General features: G+C 60.9%; 10 protein-coding genes and 1 pseudogene. 10 read left to right on the top strand and 1 reads right to left on the bottom strand.

The window, feature by feature from the left end; genetic code table 11:
* Positions 1-743: 743 nt before the first annotated feature.
* The 10 genes and pseudogenes from R2676_RS24910 (at position 744) to R2676_RS24865 (ending at position 20,514) form a co-directional block, all read left to right on the top strand.
* The gene (locus R2676_RS24910) at positions 744-1,859 is read left to right on the top strand and encodes a fimbrial protein (RefSeq protein ID WP_316857646.1); all 1,116 of its coding nucleotides are present in this window, start codon (positions 744-746) and stop codon (positions 1,857-1,859) included.
* 594 nt (positions 1,860-2,453) lie between these two features.
* Positions 2,454-3,485, top strand: a complete 1,032-nt coding sequence (locus R2676_RS24905) for a hypothetical protein (RefSeq protein WP_206273167.1) — start codon at positions 2,454-2,456, stop codon at positions 3,483-3,485.
* 29 nt (positions 3,486-3,514) lie between these two features.
* The gene (locus R2676_RS24900) at positions 3,515-4,003 is read left to right on the top strand and encodes a hypothetical protein (protein WP_206273168.1); all 489 of its coding nucleotides are present in this window, start codon (positions 3,515-3,517) and stop codon (positions 4,001-4,003) included.
* Positions 4,004-4,665: 662 nt separating this feature from the next.
* The gene (locus R2676_RS24895; protein ID WP_206273169.1) at positions 4,666-16,545 is read left to right on the top strand and encodes a hemagglutinin repeat-containing protein; all 11,880 of its coding nucleotides are present in this window, start codon (positions 4,666-4,668) and stop codon (positions 16,543-16,545) included.
* On the top strand, positions 16,545-16,916 hold the full coding sequence (locus R2676_RS24890) for a DUF7674 family protein (protein ID WP_206273170.1): 372 nt from the start codon (positions 16,545-16,547) through the stop codon (positions 16,914-16,916). Before R2676_RS24895 ends, R2676_RS24890 begins: the two co-directional genes overlap by 1 nt.
* Entirely contained in the window at positions 16,917-18,662 is a 1,746-nt protein-coding gene (locus R2676_RS24885; RefSeq protein ID WP_206273171.1) for a ShlB/FhaC/HecB family hemolysin secretion/activation protein, read from the top strand.
* 214 nt (positions 18,663-18,876) lie between these two features.
* Positions 18,877-19,278 (top strand): hypothetical protein, encoded by a 402-nt coding sequence (locus R2676_RS24880; RefSeq protein ID WP_206273172.1) that lies wholly within the window; start codon positions 18,877-18,879, stop codon positions 19,276-19,278.
* A gap of 20 nt (positions 19,279-19,298) precedes the next feature.
* Positions 19,299-19,799, top strand: a complete 501-nt coding sequence (locus R2676_RS24875) for a hypothetical protein (protein ID WP_206273173.1) — start codon at positions 19,299-19,301, stop codon at positions 19,797-19,799.
* Positions 19,800-19,902: 103 nt separating this feature from the next.
* Positions 19,903-20,169: pseudogene (locus R2676_RS24870) on the top strand (ShlB/FhaC/HecB family hemolysin secretion/activation protein); the annotation flags it as partial.
* A gap of 21 nt (positions 20,170-20,190) precedes the next feature.
* Positions 20,191-20,514 carry a hypothetical protein gene (locus tag R2676_RS24865; protein WP_206273174.1) on the top strand — a complete coding sequence of 108 codons (324 nt, stop codon included), beginning with the start codon at positions 20,191-20,193 and terminating at the stop codon, positions 20,512-20,514.
* Positions 20,515-20,624: 110 nt separating this feature from the next.
* On the opposite strand, the gene R2676_RS24860 is transcribed toward R2676_RS24865, so the two are convergent.
* Positions 20,625-20,924, bottom strand: a complete 300-nt coding sequence (locus R2676_RS24860; RefSeq protein ID WP_316857645.1) for a hypothetical protein — start codon at positions 20,922-20,924, stop codon at positions 20,625-20,627.
* Between the last annotated feature and the right edge of the window lie 34 nt (positions 20,925-20,958).

Genomic DNA, 20,958 nt, shown 5'->3' with positions numbered 1-20,958 from the left:
GAATGGAAGCAGGCCATGAACCAGTTCGCTATCCTCTATGCGGATCGATTCGTTCGACCGTCCGTGTGATTCTCAACCCCCGCCTCGAACACGGAAATACTGACACTCCCCTTAGCCCCTGCACTTTGAGTGTTGGAGAGTGAAGCTCCAGTGTTTAACACTGACGCTCCAGTGTCTGACGGTGAAGCTCCAGTGTTTGACACTGACGCTCCGGTGTCTGAGGGTGAAGCTCCAGTGTTTGACACTGACGCTCCAGTGTCTGAGGGTGAAGCTCCAGTATTTGACACTGACGCTCCAGTGTCTGAGGGTGAAGCTCCAGTGTTTGACACTGACGCTCCAGTGTCTGAGGGTGAAGCTCCAGTGTTTAACACTGACGCTTCACTGTCTGAGGGTGAAGCTCCAGTGTTTGACAGTGACGCTTCAGTGTTTGAGGGAGGAGCGTGCCCTTCCGACCGTCGTGGCTAGCGAATCAATAATCCACTTTTGCCGTTGCCCGAATCGCTATAATTTCCCCCGCTGCCGCACCAACGGCAGCCGGGTCTGGCGATCCGTGGTTTTTCCAAGAGGGGCTGATGTCATGCACGGTCAGCCCCGAGCACTCGCTCGCGCGTTTTATGGCGGGCCGGGTGGGGAGACCTTCGGGTCTGCCGGTTTTCTTGGAGCCGGTTCGCCAGCCTCGCCGTCGGGCCCGCCACCTCGTCTGGCGACGAATGACGGGCCTCTTAACCATCCAAGAGGCTGTCATGACTGCAAATCACAGCGGGCATCGCCCCGCGTCTTACCCTTCTCCACCTGCAGCACTCCCCCACGCGTCTACGTCGTCCAACGCAAGCGGACTCACCAAAAATCGCGTCTACCTGAACGGCGCACTCGAAGCGCGGGCGTATCTCAAACTAATGAAGATGCACCGGCCCGGTCTGAAAGCCATGCGCGTGGTGGCACGGGCAGTAGTGGCGGCGCTGAGCTTGACTGCGGCGACGTCCTCTTCTGCCGTAGATACTTACGGAAAAGATTTCTACCCTTTTCCAACGGCACTCTCACTGCCACGACGTGTCCCGGCTAACACTGTCGTGGCCAGAGCATATTTAACGCCTCAACAGCTATGTGGTGAGGCCAGCTGTAGGCTCGTGTACTTTCTGCCCAATAACATCTTTCCTGACGGTACAGGCCTGGGTTCGGCAGGGCCAACCGTTGCCACAGAAATCAGAAGTTTGGACATGCGGGTCCTTGTAAACGGGTTGCCGCAGAAGCGATTGGGTGAAGAAAACACACCACCGCAATTTACCTCGCAAATCGAAATTCAATTGCTGAGGAACAATTCCACGGAATTAGTGAATGCGGCCTCCAGTGACAGGGTTGCCTTCTGGTTTTTCACAAAAACATTGGCAGGAAACGATCGGATCAAGAACTACATCCACTTTAACTCGACGCTGACTGGAATCGAAGGAACCTGCACGGTGCCAAGTCAGGCGGTAGAACTGCCGTCCACGCGGGCGGGCAGCTTGAAGGGCGTCGGAACGACAGCCGGCGAGCGTAGTTTTCGGATCAACATCAACGACTGCCCAAAGGGATACAACAAGATTTTCTACAGGCTCAAACCGGCAGGCGACACGATTGAGACTTCGGCAGGTGTATTGCCGCTTTCGCCCGAGTCCACCGCTAAAGGCGTGAAGATCAGGGTAACTGACAGTGCCGGGGCGGCTGTTGTATTCGATACGTCCACCAGAATCGATGACTACAACAAGGACACCGGCGGTTCGTTCTCGATCCCGATGCGTGTGTCGTACATTCAGACCGCGGCCAACGTCACGCCTGGCACTGTGAATGGCGCCATGTCGGTGTTGATGGAGTATCAGTGACGAGCGGCGGCGCGGAAGCGCTCGACTGTAAGCGCCGCCAAAAACCGATCGACGAATCGCCCGCAGATGACGGCGCAAGCCAGGGTGAGGAAGCGAGATGAGTATCCAGAGAGCGCTCGAGCCGAATGCGCAACTTGCAGAAGGAGACGCCATCTCGCTTCCCCATCTAGCCGCCATAGAGCGGCGTGGCTACAGCCAATAACAACAGCTTGACGCATTCCCGTGGCGGGCGGGAATGCCAGGTTTTTCGAGACCCTCCAGGCAATTCGCACGCCCGCCGTCACAACGGCGCTATTGGCGTTCCAACCTCCCTAGCTCTTCAAGCACAATTTCCCGAAACTGGTCGAAGATCACCCAGTTCTTGTACTCGGGGTCCCAGTGCCCCCGACCCCGACAAATCGGTTCAACAACGCTGCGAACTGCCTCGTTATAGCGATGTGCCACCGCCATGTTGTTGATCGGTAAATTCCGTGCGTGAACACGTACCCCTAGAATCAAAAACATCCATTGCCCATTCCCTTGCAACATGTCGACCTCCGTGTGAATGACGAGGTCAGGCTAGGAGCGGCCGGGCGAAAAAAACACTCTCCAACCATGAACGAAACACTGGTGCAGGGAAATTCCAGCTTTGAAATCAACGAGTTGGAGGCGGGGCGGGCACAGCAGGTCGCCGCGCTCCGAGCCTTCCTGGCATTCCACCAGCAGTTCGATCGCGAGACCAAAGCGCTCGCCGTGGCTCGGGCTCTCGCGCAAGCATCGTTGGAACGGCTCGAAAAGGGGCAGCCGATTGCCAAGTACAACTCGGCGAACATCGCCGACTTAGTCGACCAGAAGGTCGGACCACATGGCGCAACGGCATGGTTGTCGAAAATTTGGAAGGCGCTGGAGCAGTCCCTTGCAGAACGCCGGACGGGCATTCAAGACGTAGCACGGCAAGCGGGCGCCAATATCTACGCGTGGCCAAAAAAGACGCCGGGGGCAGGAGGGGCGGGCAATAGCTCGGAATACAGCATTGAGTTCTTATCTCTGCCGCAAAGCGACAACCCTGTCGTAACGCCCCAGCCGGGGGAGGTTACCTACGTTCAAGAGCTAACGTTGAAGCCGGCGTTCTGGGCGCGTCCGCTGTTCAAGAAAGGGTTCCCCTTAAAGGGGCGGAGGCGCACAAGCTTCATCGCTTTCGGTGTTGTCGTGCTCCTAGCCGTCGGCGGCGCACTGCTGCTGACTTGGCTCGCCCTGAACAACCCGAGGGTGTCTTCGTCCACCAAAGACGTCGCTGTCTGGGTGCTGTTCGCCTTGATGATGTCTTGGGTCGGCTACTCGGTACTGAAACCCTTCTCCGACTTGGCAGACCTTCGCCTCATCATGGCGCCGGATGTGATGGTCGGCTTCACCGAACTGAATGTTCAACTTGAACTAGCCCGAGAGCGCCCCGCCGATGAGGAGCCGTATCGCGTGCTGCGGCTGGTGCGCTACTCGGCCAAATGCGCCGTCTGCGGTGAAACGGTCCACTTGGCCGACGGTAAAAGAGAGTTTCCTGGCAGGCTGGTGGGCCGGTGTTCAGAACAGCCCCGGGAGCATGTCTACTCCTTTGATCGACACACCAGAATCGGTAAGCCTCTTCGCTAGTTGTTGCGCGCTACAGGCTCTGTTCGCACATGACCCCTTCACTAAAAGAAGAAAGCCCACTCGGCACCTATTCCGACCGCAACGGCAACTTCCGGTCGGAATACCAAATCGGCACCCGGCTGGTTTGGGTCGTCTGCCGGCATCACATCGCTTGCCAACAGTGTGCGGACAAAGCAGACGCGTTGTTGCCCGACATATGGGCTGTAATGCCAGACGCCGTCGCCATGGCCGAGGACTACTCACGAAACGTCATTCCGGAATTCTGGCGCCAGCACGACATGTCGCAACGCGAAGGTGCGCGCCTGGCTGTATGGGGCATCACCATCATCCCAAGCACTGGAGAGGCCACATTCGATATCTCCATGAACTACGACTTTGACTTTGACTCGCCGACGTTCTCGAAAGAAGATGTCCGGAAAGAGACGCCCATCTTGCTTCCCGAGCTACCGGACCCGCATTACGTCTTTGTCACCCGCAGCAGCAGCGGGCTGCTCAGTGTGATGTCTTTGGATCCCTGATCGCCAGATCAACCTTCAAAGGCGCGAAGTGCTCCCTGTGGTCGCGCAGAGCGCGCACGACGACAGTAGGCGGCAGGCAGCGCCGCCGCCATCCCCAAGTCGCGGGGTGGGGGCGCACGCACAGGGTGGGGACGGCCGGCCCGAGGTGGCCCAAGCGCGAAGCCCCGCGCTCGGATGACGTTTTCACCGATGTCACTGCCGAAATTGCGCTGCAAAGCCTCAATTAATCTGAATTCAATATCGCCGAATTCAGATGTAAATATCCTTGAACGTCGCGCATTTGCATCGAATTTACGGTTGTTTATTCTCGTCAAGGCCGTTTCGATTATCATCCGCGCAAACAGCAAAAAGGCAATCGCTCTGCGCCAGACAGGGTGAGGCCGGTCGGGGTTTCGTTCCCATTCAAACGGGGCAGGGAGTGCTTTCGCATGAGACGAGATCTCAGGCGTGCTGCCGCACGTCGCCACTGTGTTGGGCATTCGTTCCAGCACTCCTCTAGTCAGCGTCACGCGCTGACCGCCCCATCGCCTGAATCGGAACGGCCCACGCTGTAGCAAGCGCACGCCTGTTGTCTGTCGTCGCCCCTTTTTTCAGCCTGCTTTGCGCACCTTTAAACGTGCGCAGCGCGCTGTTGTCGTCTGCCGTGTCAGTAGAGAAACATCATGAACGCCAAGTGTTATCGAACTGTCTTCAACGCCGTGCGCGGCATGCTGGTTGCCGTGGAGGAAACGGCCTCAAGCACCGGTAAGGGGCGCAACGCGGGCGCATGTGTTCAGGGCGCAGTTGGTGTGGCCGTTTCGGTGGCGCGCTTTACTGTGCTGCCAGTGGTCTTTGGCGCTTGGTGCGCGTTAGGGGTGCCTGCGGCCGTGCATGCGCAGGTGGTGGCCGCTCCGGGCTCGGGCGCACAAGTTCTGCAGACGGCAAACGGTTTGCAGCAGGTGAACATCGCGCGCCCGAACGGAAGCGGCGTCTCGTTGAATACGTACTCGCAGTTCAACGTACCTGCGGCCGGGAACATCCTCAACAACAGTTCGACCATTACGCAGACCCAGCAGGCGGGCTATATCAACGGTAACCCGAACCTGTTGCCTGGCGGCAGCGCTCGCATCATCGTCAATCAGGTCACCAGCACGTCGCCGACTACCATCCAGGGCTACACCGAGGTGGCCGGGCAGCGCGCGGAGGTGGTCATCGCCAACCCGAATGGCATCACGGTAAGCGGGGGCGGCTTTATTAACACGAGCCGGGCCACCCTAACCACTGGGATTCCCGTCTTCGGGGGCAGCGGCAGCCTGGACGCATATCGCGTCACGGGCGGACAAATCACCATCCAGGGCGGGGGCCTGAACGCGGCCAATGTCGACCAGGTGGACTTGATTGCCCGCGCCGTACAGGCCAATGCGGCGGTCTACGCAAACCAATTGAATGTGATTGCGGGCGCCAACCAGGTCGACCGCAATACGCTGGCCGCTACACCCATCGCGGGCGATGGCGGCGCACCGTCCGTCGGCATCGATGTCAGCGCGCTGGGCGGTATGTACGCGAACAAGATTCTGCTCGCGTCGACTGAGAATGGCGTCGGCGTGTCCCTCAAGGGTGTGACGGCCGCGCAGGCCGGCGATTTGACGCTCACGTCTGCGGGCCAGTTGATTCTGGCGGGCACGACCAGTGCCACAGGCAACCTCAACGCCAGCGCGCGCGGCGATGTGACGAACTCGGGTGTGACCTACGGTAGCGGCCCTGTCTCGCTGTCCACCGATGGAACGTTGACCAACGCCGGTGCGCTCGCCTCGCAGCAAGGTCTGTCCGTCAACGCGGGCGCCGTGAACTCCACCGGCAGCCTGGGCGCCGGCGTTGCGCAAAGCGGCACTGTCGCGCAAGCCGCTGACTTGAAGGTCACCACAACTGGCGCTCTGTCTGCCACAGGCACCAATGCGGCCGGCGGTAATGCGACATTCCAAGGCGCAGGCGTGAGCTTGGCACGCAGCCAGACCTCGGTGAACGGCAATCTGGTGCTCAATTCTTCCGGCAATGTCGATCTGACCGGCGCATCGACCCATGCGGGCGGCACCGTGAATGCCAACGCAGCAGGTGCCTTCGTCAACGATGCCGGCCGCCTGAGCGGCAATGGCCCCGTGCAGGTCACAGCCGGCAGCGTGTCCAATGCCGGTGGGCAGATCGTCAGCCAGGCCGCTGTGGGCGTGCAGTCCACCGGTGCGGTAAACAACACCCAGGGTACGGTTCAAGCCGCAGGCGCACTTGCGGTTTCGGGTTCCACGATTGACAACACCGCTGGCCGTCTCGTTTCTCTGAACGCAGATGGCCTCACGGTCAATGCCGCCACGTCGATTACCAATGCGGCCGGCACAACGGCCGATGGCGCGCAGGGCGGCGTGATTGGCGGCAACGGCGCCGCCACCATCACCACGCACACGCTGACGAACCGTGGTCAGATCAGCGCGGCAACCGATGCCGCGCTCAACGCTGCTACGCTCGACAACAGCAACGGCAGCATGAAGGCTGGCCGCACACTCGCAGCCAATGTGACAGGCGCCGTGATCAACCAGCATGGCACGCTGTCGGCCGATACGACCAACGTGTCCGCAGGGTCGATCGACAACTCGGCAGGAACGATCGAAGGCAACCAGCTCGGCCTCACCACAACGGGCAACCTCAGCAACCGAGACGGTACGATCAACCAGGTCGGCCAGACCGATACCACGCTGCAGGTCGGCGGCGCGTTTGACAACTCCGGCGGCACGATTGCTGCCAATGCGCAGAATCTGAACGTCAATGCGCAGTCCCTCATCAATGATGGCGGCAAGCTGCAGCATGCCGGCACTGGCGCGCTCGCCGTGGACGCCGCCGGTGCGCTGTCCAATGTGGGCGGCCAGGTGCGAACCAATGGCGCGTTGTCGGCCAATGCCGGCTCGGTGGACAACACCGGTGGATCGACCAGTGCACAAGGCGCACAGACGTTGGCCGTTGCAGGCGCATTGAACAACACCAACGGTACGGTGCATGCGGGTGATTCGCTCAAGGTGCAAGCCGGTGGGGCGGTCACGAATGTCGGGGGCAATATCGAGGCCAACAGTGCGCACAGCACGTTGTCCGTATCGTCGGCGTCGCTGGACAACACATCCGGCCGCGTGGTGAACGTCGGGGATGGTGTGACCATAGTGGCGGTGCAGCAGACCTTGCTCAACGCCAATCCGACGAACGTCCCTGGGCAAGGCCTGATTGGTGGGAACGGCGCCCTCAATATCACGGCAGGAGCCCTGCAAAATCATGGCACGCTCAGCGCCAAGGGTGACCAGACCCTGAACGCACAATCGTTCGACAACAGCAACGGCACGGCACTGGCCAGTGGCGCACTCTCGGCAACAATTGCCGGTACCGTCAACAACAACCAAGGTACGCTCTCAGCAGACAGCACGACGCTGACTGCAGCTTCGGTCGACAACACAACAGGCAAGATCGAAGGTAATCAACTTGCGCTGACGACCACCGGTAATCTGGTGAACCGAGGCGGGTCGATCAACCAGTACAGCCAAGCTGACACGAATATCAAGGTTGGCGGAGCGCTCGACAGTACCAACGGGCTGATTGCCGCCAACGCGCTGAACCTGTCGGTGAGCGCCCAAGCGATCACCAATGACGGCGGCAAACTCTTGCATGCCGGTACCGGAACCTTCACGCTGGACAGCCAAGGCACCCTGAGTAATGTCGCGGGTCAGGTGCAGACGAACGGCATCTTGTCAGCGACGGCCACTTCGGTAGACAACAGTAGTGGTCTCCTTGCCGCGCAAGGCGCTCAGACAGTCACGACGCAAGGAGCGCTGAACAACACTAGTGGGACGATGCGCTCGGGCGACGCGCTCAAGGTGCAAGCCGGCGATGCGTTGACAAATGTCGGTGGCAATATTGAAGCCAATGGTGCGCACAGCACCTTGTCGGTCTCCGGGCGCACGCTGGATAACACCTCAGGCCGCGTCGTGAACGTGGGCGATGGCTCTGCCACGGTTTCCATCCAACAAACGCTCCTGAATGCCAATCCGACGAATGCGCCTGGGCAGGGCCTGATTGGTAGCAACGGTGCGTTAGGCGTGACTGTCGGCGCCCTCCAGAATCATGGGACGCTGAGCGCCAAGGGCGATCAGACGATCACTGCCCAGTCGTTTGACAACAGCAGCGGCGCGGTCGCAGCCGGCACGTTGACGGCCAACATCGCTGGGGCTTTGGGCAATCAGCAGGGCACGCTCTCTGCCAACAGCACGGCACTGACCGTAGGCTCACTGGACAACACCTCAGGCAAGATCGAGGGTAACCAGCTTGGCATCACGACCACCGGCAATCTCGTCAACCGTGGTGGATCGATCAACCAGTACAGCCAGGCCGATACGACGCTCACGGTTGGAGGCGCGCTCGACAGCACCAATGGATTGATCGCTGCCAACGCAAACAACCTGGCGATCACCGCCCAAACCGCCACCAATGACGGCGGGAAGCTTCTGCACGCGGGCGCCGGCACGCTAACGCTGAACAGTCAGGGGGCGATGAGCAACATCGCTGGGCAGGTTCAGACCAACGGGGCGCTTTCTGCTCAGGCCGGCACCCTCGACAACACCAACGGACTAATCGCCGCACAAGGTACCGAAGCGGTCACCACACAGGGGGCACTGAATAACACCAACGGAACACTGCACGCTAGCAACAATGTGCAGGTCCAGGCTGGTGGCGCGTTGACCAACGTCGGCGGCAACATCGAGGCCAATAACTCGCACAGCACATTGTCTGTTTCGGCGGCCTCGCTAGACAATACCTCGGGCCGCGTGGTGAACGTGGGCGATGGTGCGACCACAGTATCTGTGCAACAGACTTTGCTCAACGCCAATCCCAATAATTTGGCAGGACGGGGTCTGATTGGGGGGAACGGCAGCCTCGGCGTGACGGCCGGTGCGTTGAATAACCACAGCAGCCTGTCGGCCAAGGGCGACGCATCGCTCACCGCGCAGGTGTTCGACAACAGCAATGGCGCTGCGACGGCCGGTGGCGCACTCACCGCCAATGTCACGGGGGCGCTCACGAATCAAGTCGGCTTGCTGTCTTCCAACGTCACCACAGTCTCAGCCGGCTCGCTGGACAACTCTTCCGGTCGGGTCGAGGGCAACCAGCTTGGCATCACGACGACTGGCGACCTCGTCAACCGGGGCGGTGCCATCGCGCAATACAGCCAGACCGACACGACCCTCCAAGTGGGCGGCACGCTCGACGACTCAAACGGTGCCATCACAGCCAACGCTAAGAACTTCACCGTCAATGCAGGGGCGGTCACCAATGATGGCGGCAAGTTGCTGCACTCCGGAACGGGCGCGCTGACTCTCACCAGCACCGGTGTGCTATCGAATGTTGGTGGCCAGATTCAAACCAATGGCAACTTGACCACACAGTCGTCCGCTCTGGACAACACGCACGGCAACGCGTCCGCGCTCGGCGTCACGTCAATCAGTACGACCAGCAATCTCATCAACAAGCAAGGTACCGTCTACGGTCAGGCAGGCCTGACCCTCAACGCCGGTGGGCAGCTTGACAACAGCCAGGGCTCCGCACAGACCGCCGGCAACCTGTCGGCCACGGCGGCGGGCGCCCTTCAGAACGGCCACGGCGTCATCGCCGCCAACGGCGCTCACGGCACGGCAACCGTTGCGGGCGCGAGCATCGACAATACGTCGGGGCGTGTGGTCAATGCGGGTGACGGCGCCACCACTGTTACCGCCACCACGAGCCTCAAGAACGATAGCGGTGCGCTTGGCGGCAATGGAGACGTGACGCTCAACGCGCAGACATTGAGCAACACGGGTGGCGGCACAGTAGCTTCCGGGGGTGCGCTGGCCCTGAACACCGCATCACAGATCGACAACCGCGGCGGCTTGATTTACGGCGCGAAGGACCTCACGCTGAACCAGACCGGCGCGACGCTGGCCAACGATGGCGGCTCCCTGCAAGGTGGCCAGGACGCCAAGATCAACGTTGCATCGATCACGAACGGCGGCGGGAACGTGCGCGCCAACCGCGACGTCTCGGTCCAGGGCGGTGTGTCAGGTAGCGGTGAAATGACTGCCGGGCGCAATCTCACTCTGCAAGTTACCGGCGACTACACGAACGGCGCAAACAACCACCTGCGCGCGGACGGCAACATGTCGCTGTCGGCCAGCGGGACGTTCACCAACAGTGCGACGCTGGGTGCCGCGGGCAATACATCCGTGTCGGCCGCCAACGTCGTCAACACGGCGTCGGGCGACATCACCGGCGCCAACACCACTGTTACTGCGTCCAACACGATCAGCAACGCCGGTCGTATCGAGGGCGATACCGTTCAGACGAATAGCGCGACGCTTGCAAACACCGGTACCGTCATCGGCAGGGCGGTGCAGACGCAAGCAAACGACATCACAAACGCAGGTGCCGCCGCTCTGATCGCCGCTGCGCAGGACCTCAAGATCTACGCCAACAACTCGGTCTCGAACCTGGACGGCGCCACAATCTATAGCGCTGGCAATCTTCAAATTGCCAAGGACGGCGCGCGCGATCCGAACACGGGCATGCTGATCCACCAAGTTGGCACGCTCACCAACCGCTCGGCCGACATCGAGGCGGACGGCGATATCGACATCGCCGCCAAGGTGGTCAACAACACGCGTACCAGCATCGTGACGGCACCAGGTACGCCGACGACGGTAAGTCAGACGCTCGCCACTTGGTATGCAGGCTTCACCGGCCTGGATATGCAGTACCACCAGAGCATCACCTTCCCGAGCTGGAGCTGGAGCGGCCAGAACGCACCGATTAGCGCCAGCCTTACCTATGCGCTGATGCAGCCGATCACGGTGACGGTGGACAAGTCCACCGTCACCTCGCTGAACACGACCGGCAAGACTCTGTCCTTTACGACGTCGCCCACGGAGCAGTACCGCAACCCCTACAACCCAAGCTGCGATACCAGCGACCCGGCGTGCACCTATCAGCCGATCCTCACGCGCTCCATCACCAGCAACCCGACGCAGTACTACCAGTCAATCACCGACAACGGCAGTACGTATTCCATCACCTTCTGGCCGGACTGGGACCCGAGCAAGAACATCCGCCCCGACCAAGTGCGCGTGCGCTTGGACCTTGGGTCCGACAGCCACGACTACAACGAAACGCAACGCACTACCACCACGACAACCACCACGGACCAGCTCGTGTCGGCCAGCGCTGCGGCCCGGATTCGGGCCTCGGGCAATATTCGTATCAACAGCGATGGCGGGTCGATCCTCAATGAGTCGTCCACCATGGCGGCTGGTGGCAACCTGGTGCGCTCCGCTGCTGGCGGTGCCGTCACCGATCGCGGCACGGTGCTGCAGCAAAGCACGACAACGGCCGAGACATCGACGTTCTACTGGCACCAGAAGACGGGTGGCGATCAGGACACGCAGGTTGTGCCCTACCCGACCGCACCGGTGGCCTCCACCACGGTCGATGCTTTGCCTGCCATCGCTTCGGCCAATCAGGCTGTACAGACCAACGCGCAGACCATCAACGTCACCACAGTCAACCGCTTGGGCCAGACGGTCACGGGAAGCGGCGGGTTGGCAGGAGGGGGGGCGAGTGCAACCGCGGTTGGCAGTGCCGGCAATGGCGCTGCAGGTGGCAGCACGGTGACGGGCAGTGCGGGCAGTACAGTCGGTAGCGCAGGCACGGGCGCAGCAAATGCCGGCACCGTCGCCGGCAACGGGGGCAGCACAGTGGGCAGCGCGGGCAGCGGTGCGCAAAATGCGGGCGCTTTGAGTGGCACCGCGACTAACGCCGTGGGTGCCGCTTCGGGCAGCACACATGCGCAGCAGACGCTGGGCACCGCCTCCGGCGGCATCCCAAACCTGACGCTGCCGATCAACGGTCTGTTCCACTTTCAGACCGCGCCAGGGGCCACTTACCTCGTGGCGACCGACACGCGCTTCACGCAATACAACAAGTTCATTTCCAGCGACTACATGCTGGGTCAACTGGGCCTGAATCCACAGACGACAGAAAAGCGTCTGGGTGACGGCTTCTATGAAGAAAAGCTTGTGCGCGACCAAGTCACGCAGCTCACGGGCCGCACGTTCCTGGCCGGCTACAGTGACCAACTCACCGAATACCAGGCGCTGATGGATTCGGGCGTGAAATACGCCAAGAGCTTTAACCTTGCTCCTGGCATTGGGCTCACCGACGCGCAGATGGCCCAACTCACCACGGACATAGTGTGGCTGGTTTCGCAGGATGTGACGCTGCCGGATGGGTCACGCCAGACGGTGCTCGTGCCTAAGCTATATCTGGCCCAGGCCAACACAGTCGATCTGAATTCGACCGGCGCACTGGTGACAGGCAAAACAGTGAGCTTGGCTGCCACGGGTGACTTGAACAACAGCGGTCGTATCGTTGGTGACGTGGCAACTCAGGTGCTGGGCAACAACATCGTCAACCAGGGCACGATCGGCGGGGCAGGCAGCGCGACGAGCGTGCAGGCGCTACAGGACGTGCGCAACCTGGGCGGCACCATCACCGGCCAGGATGTGGGCGTGGTCGCTGGTCGCGATGTCATCAATTCGTCGCAGCTCATCTCGAACCTGAACACGGTCGGGCCGAACCAATACACGGCCGGCGCAACGGGCATTGGTGCGGTGGGTACGATCTCCGCGACGAACAACGCCACGGTGGCTGCCGGTCGTGACATCAACATGCAGGCCGGTGCAGTCGCGGCAGGTAACACGGCTACCCTTGCGGCCGGCCGGGACCTGAACCTGAGCACTGTGCAGACCGGTACCACCCAGGACGCCGAGTCGCGTGGCGGGCTGAGCTACTCGCACGACAAGACCACAACGAACGTGGGCAGCACTGTTGCGGCTGGCCAGAACGTGGTGGCGGTGGCGGGGCGTGATGCGACATTGGTTTCCTCCACCGTACAGGCTGGCAACAACGCCAGCGTGGTGGCGGGTCGCAATGTGACAGAGACGGCGGCGCTGGACTCGCATACGCACAGCGAAGGGTCGCTTGGAGCGGACGCAAACTACAAGAAATCGTCTTATGACGAGACGGCCAGCGGCAGTGCCATCCAGGCGGGCAACAACGCGACCTTGGGCGCAGGGCAAACGCAAGCGGTGAATCAGGTTCTGCAAGCCACCGGAATTGCGACGGTGGCAAACCAAGGGCCTGGCAACGTGTCGGTGTTGGGCTCGTCCGTTACGACCGGCAATGGCGCAGCCAAGCTGGTGGGCACGGGCGACGTAACCATTGGCGCGGTGACGGAGAAGCACACGTCCAACTCCTGGTCGGAAAACAAGCACTCCGGCTTCCTGTCATCCGAGCAGACCACCAAGGTGCAAAACACCAGCAGCACCAATGCGGTGGGCTCTTCCATCTCGGGGGACTCCGTAACGGCAGCGGCGGGTCACGACCTCACGGTGCAGGGCTCGACCGTGGCGGCCACCAACGACGTGAACCTGCAGGCCGGCAACAACCTCACGGTAACGACGGCGCAGAACACCAGCTCCAGCTACAACTTCGAGCAGACCACCAAGTCGGGCTTCGGGGCGATGGGTGGCTTGTCTTACGGCAAGCGTGACCAGAAGGACACGATGAACGACAACGCCGTGACGCAGACCGCCAGCATGGTCGGCAGCACAGGCGGCAACGTCAACATGACCGCGGGCAATGCCCTGACGGTGACGGGCAGCCAGGTCATCGCGGCCAAGGACATCACCGGCACCGGTGCCGATGTGACGATCCAGGCCGCGCAGGGCAGCACGCACCATGACGAGACGCACGAGGTCAAACAGAGCGGTGTGTCGGTGGGCGTGGTCGGCGGTGCGATTGGCGCGGCGGTAGGCGCGGTGCAGATGGGCCAGAATGCTGCGGCCAGCCAGAGCGGTCGTGCAGCCGCGCTGTGGGGCATCGCCGGCGCCCGGAGTGTCTACGACACAGGGAGCGCGCTCGCCTCCTCCGGTGGCGACCTCACCAAGGGTGCGGCTGTCAGCGTGTCGTTTGGCACCAGTCAGAGCAAGCAGACGATGACGGACGACGCGACCCAGCATACGGGCTCGTCCATTACGGCAGGCGGCAAAGCCACCTTCACGGCCTCGGGCTCCGATGCCAACGGCAACAAGACTGCCGGCGACGTGAACATCGTGGGTTCGGATGTGAACGCCAAGCAGGTGGCGCTCTCGGCCAAGCGGGACGTGAACATCGTGTCGGCCACCGATACGGACGAGAGCCACAGCCGCAACGAATCGAGTAGCGCGAGCATTGGGGTGCAGGTGGGCAGTTCTGGTTTTGCGGTCTCTGCCTCGGCCTCCAAGGCCAAGGGCAACGCCGACAGCACGAGCGCTACGCAACTGAACAGCCACGTCAACGGCAGCGGTTCCGTGTCGATCGTGTCCGGTAACGACACCAACGTGTTGGGAGGTGTTGTAAGCGGCGGCAAGGTGTCGGCCGACGTGGGCGGCAACCTGAACCTGGCCAGCCGCCAGGACACCGCGCAATCGAACGCCAAGCAGGACAGCATCGGTGGCGGGTTCACGATCGGCACCGGCGGCGGATCGGCCAGTTTCTCGGCAAGCCACGGCAGCGCCAACGGAACGTATGCCAACGTGACGGAGCAGTCCGGCGTCAAGGCAGGCGACGGCGGCTTCGACATCAACGTGAAGGGCAACACGGACCTCAAGGGCGCGGTGATTGCCAGCACCGCCACCTCGGACAAGAACAAGCTCACCACGGGGACGCTCACCTGGAGCGATGTGCAGAACCACTCCGACTACAGCGCGGATTCGTTCGGCATCTCGGGTGGGATGGCCAGCGGCAACCCGGTGGGGCAGTCGGGTAAGGGCCAGGAGTCAGGCAAGAACACCGGTGGCCTGAGCCCGATGATTCCTCAGAGCGAGAGCGGCAGCCAGAGCGGTGTGGCGCAGGCTGCCGTCTCGCAGGGCTCCATCACCATCACCAACAAGGATGCGCAGAAGCAGGACGTGGCGACGCTCAACCGCGACACGTCCAACACCAACACCACCGTTGGCAAGAATCCGGACCTGAATAACATCCTGTCGCAGCAGAGCGACATGATGGCGGCGGCACAGGCCGCGGGCGAAGCCGTGGCTAAGACAGTTGGGGATATAGCGGGCAAGAAGGAGAAGGAAGCGCAGGCACGTCTGGCGGTCGCGGATACTGCCTATAAACAAGACCCGTCGGACGCCAACAAGGCGGCACTCGATGCCGCGCAGGCCGATGCAAAGGGCTGGGCTGAGGGCGGTGACTACCGCGCTGCTCTGCACATGGCAGGGGGTGCGCTCATCGCAGGCCTGGGTGGAGGTAACGCCTTGGCTGGCGCCGTTGGCGCGGGTGTGTCGTCCAAACTGGCACCGCAGTTGCAGGAGCTTGGCAAGACGGTCGCTGGCGGCGTGAACACAGGCAACGCTGATCTGAACGAAACCATCGGGAACTTGGCCGCGAACATTGCGGCAGGCGGCATTGGCGTTGCAGTGGGTGGCGGCTCTGGTGCAGCTACGGCCGCGAACGTTGACCGCTTCAACCGGCAATTGCATGAAGACAAGAGTCCGGCCAAGGACGAAAAGAAAGTCCTTGCACAGTTGCAGGAAGGGCAGTCGCCGCAGGAACAGCAGCGGCTTGCGGATGCAGCGTGTGCGCTTGTCCGCTGCGCGGACCAGATGTCGGATGCGAATCCGGCGAAGGCCGATGCACTGGCCTCACAACAGCGAGGCGCGCAATACACTGATGAACAGCGACAATTGAAGGCGACTGGGCTGTTTGCCTACGGCCTGGGTGATGCGGTCGGCGATTTGCAGAGCCGCGAGCTAGATTGGGCCAAACAGCAGGTTCTGAGTGCTGCACGTGGTGCGGTGAACATGGGCAATCAGTTCGTTAATCTGATAAAGGCGAACAATGGGCAGACGCCACAGACCGAGCCGAATCCTCTGGTGCAGGCGAACTACGGAAATCCGCCGAACACGGGTGCGGCACCTGTAACGCCAGGCTTCGTTGTTTGTGAGCCACCGATATGTACGGTCGTTCCCGCTTCGCCTGGCACCAGGTTGCCCAGCAACGCTATTGCGTCTCATGGAAGCGATAACGATTCATCGAGTGGGGCACTTAATTCGACAGGCAGCGGCACCTCAAATGGCACGGCGAACGCCGCAACCGCTCCCAGGCTTGCGGACGATCTAGCCTCGAAGATGTCGAAGCCAGTCGTGACCGATGGGAAGCTTGCTGGTCTAATGGATGACTTGTATCGGGATGGCGCAAAGATTGGCTCTGGAAGTACGGCGGACGCAGTGAGATATGAGAATGCGACCGGTGAAGCCGTTGGTGGCGTATTTCACTCGCAGAAGGCTCAAGATTATTCAATCGCATTGCAACGATGGCTTGAAATGAACCCGTCTGCGTCCTTTAGCGACCGGTCTGCAGCGCAAAATGTTCTGCGAGATCTACAGAATGCACTTAGAGGAAAGTAATGAGCACGTCGCAGGAATTTGTTAACGAGTTAGTCCAGATGGATTTCGCACTCGAAGCGAAAAAACAAGTTGTGGAAGATTGGGGGGGCGATGTCCCAGAAAGTCTCCTTTTCTCAGCATTGGGAAAGGCTATTGCAAACAACTTGCGCCAGTTGCCTCCTGATCAACAAGCGCAAATTTTTTCCCATATTGAGACGGGGATGCAGTCGACCAATGCCAACCTTAAAACGCTTGTTGCAACGGGTCTTTTGGAATCGCTCACGTCGCAGGCAACAAAAACACCCGAGTTGAAAACACTGATAAACGCGTATCTCGGTGTGGAATCAAGGAGGTATTTGGTTGCATTGCAACGCTGGCATGACGGGGTGTAAATGAATCGATTGCGATCTGTAAAAGTTGCGATCGTCGCCATTTTTCTACCGGCACTCGCCGCCGCTCAAACACCGAGCCAATCGACGGCTACGGTCAACACCGAACAGGAGCAGCGCCTGCGCCAGCAGCAAGAAGCCCGCGAACGCGAGCAGGCGCTGCAAGCTCCGACTGTCCGCGCACAGCAAGCCGAGCCGGTGGAGTTCCCTGAGTTGCCGACCGAGACGCCCTGCTTTCGCATCGAGCGCTTTGCGCTGGAGGCGTCGCCCGACCTGCCGGAGGCGACACGCACACACGGCGCGTCTGCACTGCCGCAAGACCCGTTCGCATTCGCCCGCGCCTGGCTCGACCACTACCGTGGCCAGTGCGTCGGCAAGCAAGGCGTGCAGATACTTTCCAAGGGCGTCTCGCAAGCCATCCTCGCGCGCGGCTACGTCACCACGCGCGTGCTTGTGCCGCAGCAAGACCTGTCGGGCGGCAGTCTGCGCTTTGCGCTCATCCCCGGCACCATCGGCCAACTGCGCTTTGCCGACCCAAGCGTGCGCGGTACCTGGAAGTCCGCCTTTCCAGCGCGCTCCGGTGACCTGCTGAACCTACGCGACCTGGAGCAAGGCTTGGAGCAAATGAAGCGCGTGGCCAGCCAGGACGTTGACATGCAGATCGAGCCGACGCAGGCGCCTGGTGTGAGCGATGTGGTGATATCGGTCAAACGCACCAAGCCGTGGAGCGTGGTCGCGTCCGTCGACAATTCCGGCACGCGTGCCACCGGGAAGGTGCAGGGCAACGTGAGCCTGTCGATCGACAATCCCACGGGCCTGAACGACCTCTTCAACGTCGGCTATACCAAGGACCTGGACTACAGCAACGACGGACACGGTACGCGGGGCTGGAACGCGTTCTATTCGGTGCCTTGGGGATATTGGACCGGCACGCTGTCCGCCTATGCCAGCGACTACTTCCAGCAGATCGCAGGCGTGAATCAGACCTTCGTGTCTGCCGGCAAGTCGCAAACCATCGATCTAAAGCTGCAACGCGTCATCGAGCGCAGCCAGAACGATGTGCTCGGCGTGCAGTTCCGTCTCTCCCGGCGCTTCGGCAAGAGCTTCATCGAGGACACAGAGATTCCCCAGCAGCGGCGCAACAACACGATCGCCGAGGTGGGGCTCACAGACCGCCATTACTTTGGCGCGGCGCAGCTCGATGCCAACCTGGCATATCGCCAAGGCATCGGCGCGTTGGGCGCCCAGGACGACACGCTTGCGGATGGCGGCGGCCCGACCTGGCGCTACCACATGGTGGTGGCCGATGCGAACCTGTCCGTACCGTTCAAGATCGCATCGCAGAACCTGCGCTACGTCACCACCTTCCGGGGTCAATACACGCGTGACCACCTGTATTCGCTCGACGCGATGACGATCGGCAGCCGCTACACGGTACGTGGCTTTGATGGCGAGAACTTGCTCGCAGGGGATTACGGCTTTTACTGGCGCAACGAGCTGCAGGCGCCGATTGGCAACACGGGCCTGTCGGTCTACGGCGGCGTCGATTATGGCCACGTCTATGGTCCTTCCACCGTCAACATCATTGGTCGGCAACTCGCCGGTGCGGTGATCGGGTTGCGCGGCGGCTGGGCGACGCGCTTTGGCTCGCTTTCGTATGACCTGTTCGCCGGCACACCGATCTACAAGCCGGAGGGCTTCACCACCGCGCGCATCACCACCGGCTTTCAGGTCACGTACCAGTATTGATACCGTCCCCATCGCGGCGCGTTGGACGTTGTAGACCACAGAAATTGTCCGTCTTCTAAACGTCCTTCGCCTCGGCATCGTTGCCCGGCTCCGATGCACTGCGCCGCCTCCATGACGCGGTGGGGGCGCGGTTCCAGCGGGATAGGCATCCAGAGCCGATCCTGATGACACGGGGGCAATCTCCTTTTACTCAACCGGATCAAGAATCAAGATCATGATTAAGAACTCTATTCTTGTTCTCGCCGCATCACTCGCCTGTGCCAACGCTACTGCAGCCGAATCGCCGCGTTGCCAGAGTCAGACGGCGGAGAACATCACATTTGAGATGTGCTTGGTGCCGAATGGCGCGTTCCAACATGACCTCTACACGCTGAAAGCCGACAAGGTGTTGATTGTTGCGCTGGTGGATGACTACGCGGAATCCGTTCGACTGGAACACAAAGTGCCCGAAGGGCTGTCGATTGAGTTCCCGTTATCAAAGCAAGGTGGTAACCCAGTGAGGATCACTGGCGGATGTGTGCCAGAAAGCAAGGATGGCGCTGAGGTTGCGCGTGTCTGCAACTTCCATTGGGGCAATGTCCAGGTCATCAAAGACGTGCGCTTTGAGTTCAACTAGAAGCATAAAGGGAACCCAAAATGAAAGCGGAGAAATACATCGCCACTATCTGCGTGGCAAGCGCGCTCAGTGCTTGTAGCTCGCTCGGTACGCAGTTCAAAAGCGCAGAAGAAGCGGCTGACGGCCCGCGTGCTCGCCTTCGAGTGAGCGGCAATGTGCTCGTCAAAGCCGTGCCGAACAAGGATTGCATCGATTGGAGCGCTCCAGGTGCCGGGACTGTGTTGGGTGGAATCGTCGGGGCAAGCGGCTATCGTGGGCGATCGCTCGGGATGCCAGGCGCAGAGAAGCTTGGTCGAGCGCCAATGGGCGAGCTGTATGTTGCCGCAGAACAACCGTTCACCTTGGTGTTGCTGACAACGCCAGAAAGCCGCCAACAGTGCTCTGTCGCAGCGACCTTCGTTCCGAAGGCCGATGTCGACTACGAAGCTCGCTTGGTCCTTGAGAAGGGCGCGTGCGTTGCAAGCGTGTCGAACGTGAGCGGTGAACCGGTTCGCCTTACCCGAGCTCAGGCATGCCAATGAACATCCTTGAGATCGCGCTGACACGTGATGAATCGACGTGGAGCGGCAATGACGATCAGCGCGCCGTCTCGAAAGACGGCATTCAAGAGAACTTGATATTGGTTACTGGCGCAACAAGGGGCAGGCGCCCATCGATAACACGGGCCTGTCGATCTACGGCGGCGTGGATTACGGCCACGTCTATGGTCCTTCCACCGTCAACATCATTGGTCGGCAACTCGCCGGTGCGGTGATCGGGTTGCGCGGCGGCTGGGCGACGCGCTTTGGCTCGCTTTCCTACGACCTGTTTGCCGGCACGCCCATCTACAAGCCGGCCGGCTTCACCACAGCCAACATCACGACGGGCTTCCAAGTCACGTATCAATACTAAGTCGAGCGCCTGGGGAATCAGATGTACCGTGATATCAAGGTCAAGAGAATTAGCGCCGGTTCAATGCTCAAACTCATTGCGATCGGCTTGTACCTGTCGATCGTGCCGCTCAGCTTGCTGGTCGGGGTCCTCTCGCTGTTCGGTATTGGCCGGGTGATGTGGAATGGCAGGCCGCTCTATGGCCTCACAGCATTAATCGCAAGTCCATTCGTAGGTGTGTTTCTGGCGACAATGCTCACTGCCATCGTCTGGGCAGGTTGCTCTTTCGGTCTCTGGGTTTTTTCCAAGTATCGACCGATCGTTTTGGAGCTTCAGGAGGCCGACCTGCCGGGCTCAGAGAGATAGCCCCTCGGCAAAGCTGCACAACACGATCACGATTTCATTCGTTGTGTAGACGCGGCCGGCTACAACAGCTGCCGCGTCGCTGCCCAGCATTCTCGCCGCCAGCGAACGAGCTAACGCCCGTGACGCCCATCAATCCGATACCCCGGCTCCCACGTCACCTTCGCGGGCGCCAGCTCCTGTTCGATCGACGCCTTGTGCTTCTCGCCCAGGTAGTCATCCTCAATCAAAAACGTGATGGCTGCCGGAAACAATTCCCGCAGCCGTTGGCACGCATGCGTTTCTGAGAACCACGCTTCCGCCTCATCGGCGTCGATCGCAAGCTTGATGACATCCTCAGCAACGGGCGCTGACTGCGCGATGCCCCGATGCGGCTCCAGGCTGTAGGGGTAGAAGGTCGGAGTTGTCGCCATGTGCCTGAGTTGTCTACGTCGTCCATCGAGGTCA

This window comes from Ralstonia flatus (genome assembly GCF_958439105.1).
GTDB classification, from domain to species: domain Bacteria; phylum Pseudomonadota; class Gammaproteobacteria; order Burkholderiales; family Burkholderiaceae; genus Ralstonia; species Ralstonia flatus.
Note: the sequence above shows the minus strand (reverse complement) of the source record. Positions and strands in the feature narration are given on the sequence as shown.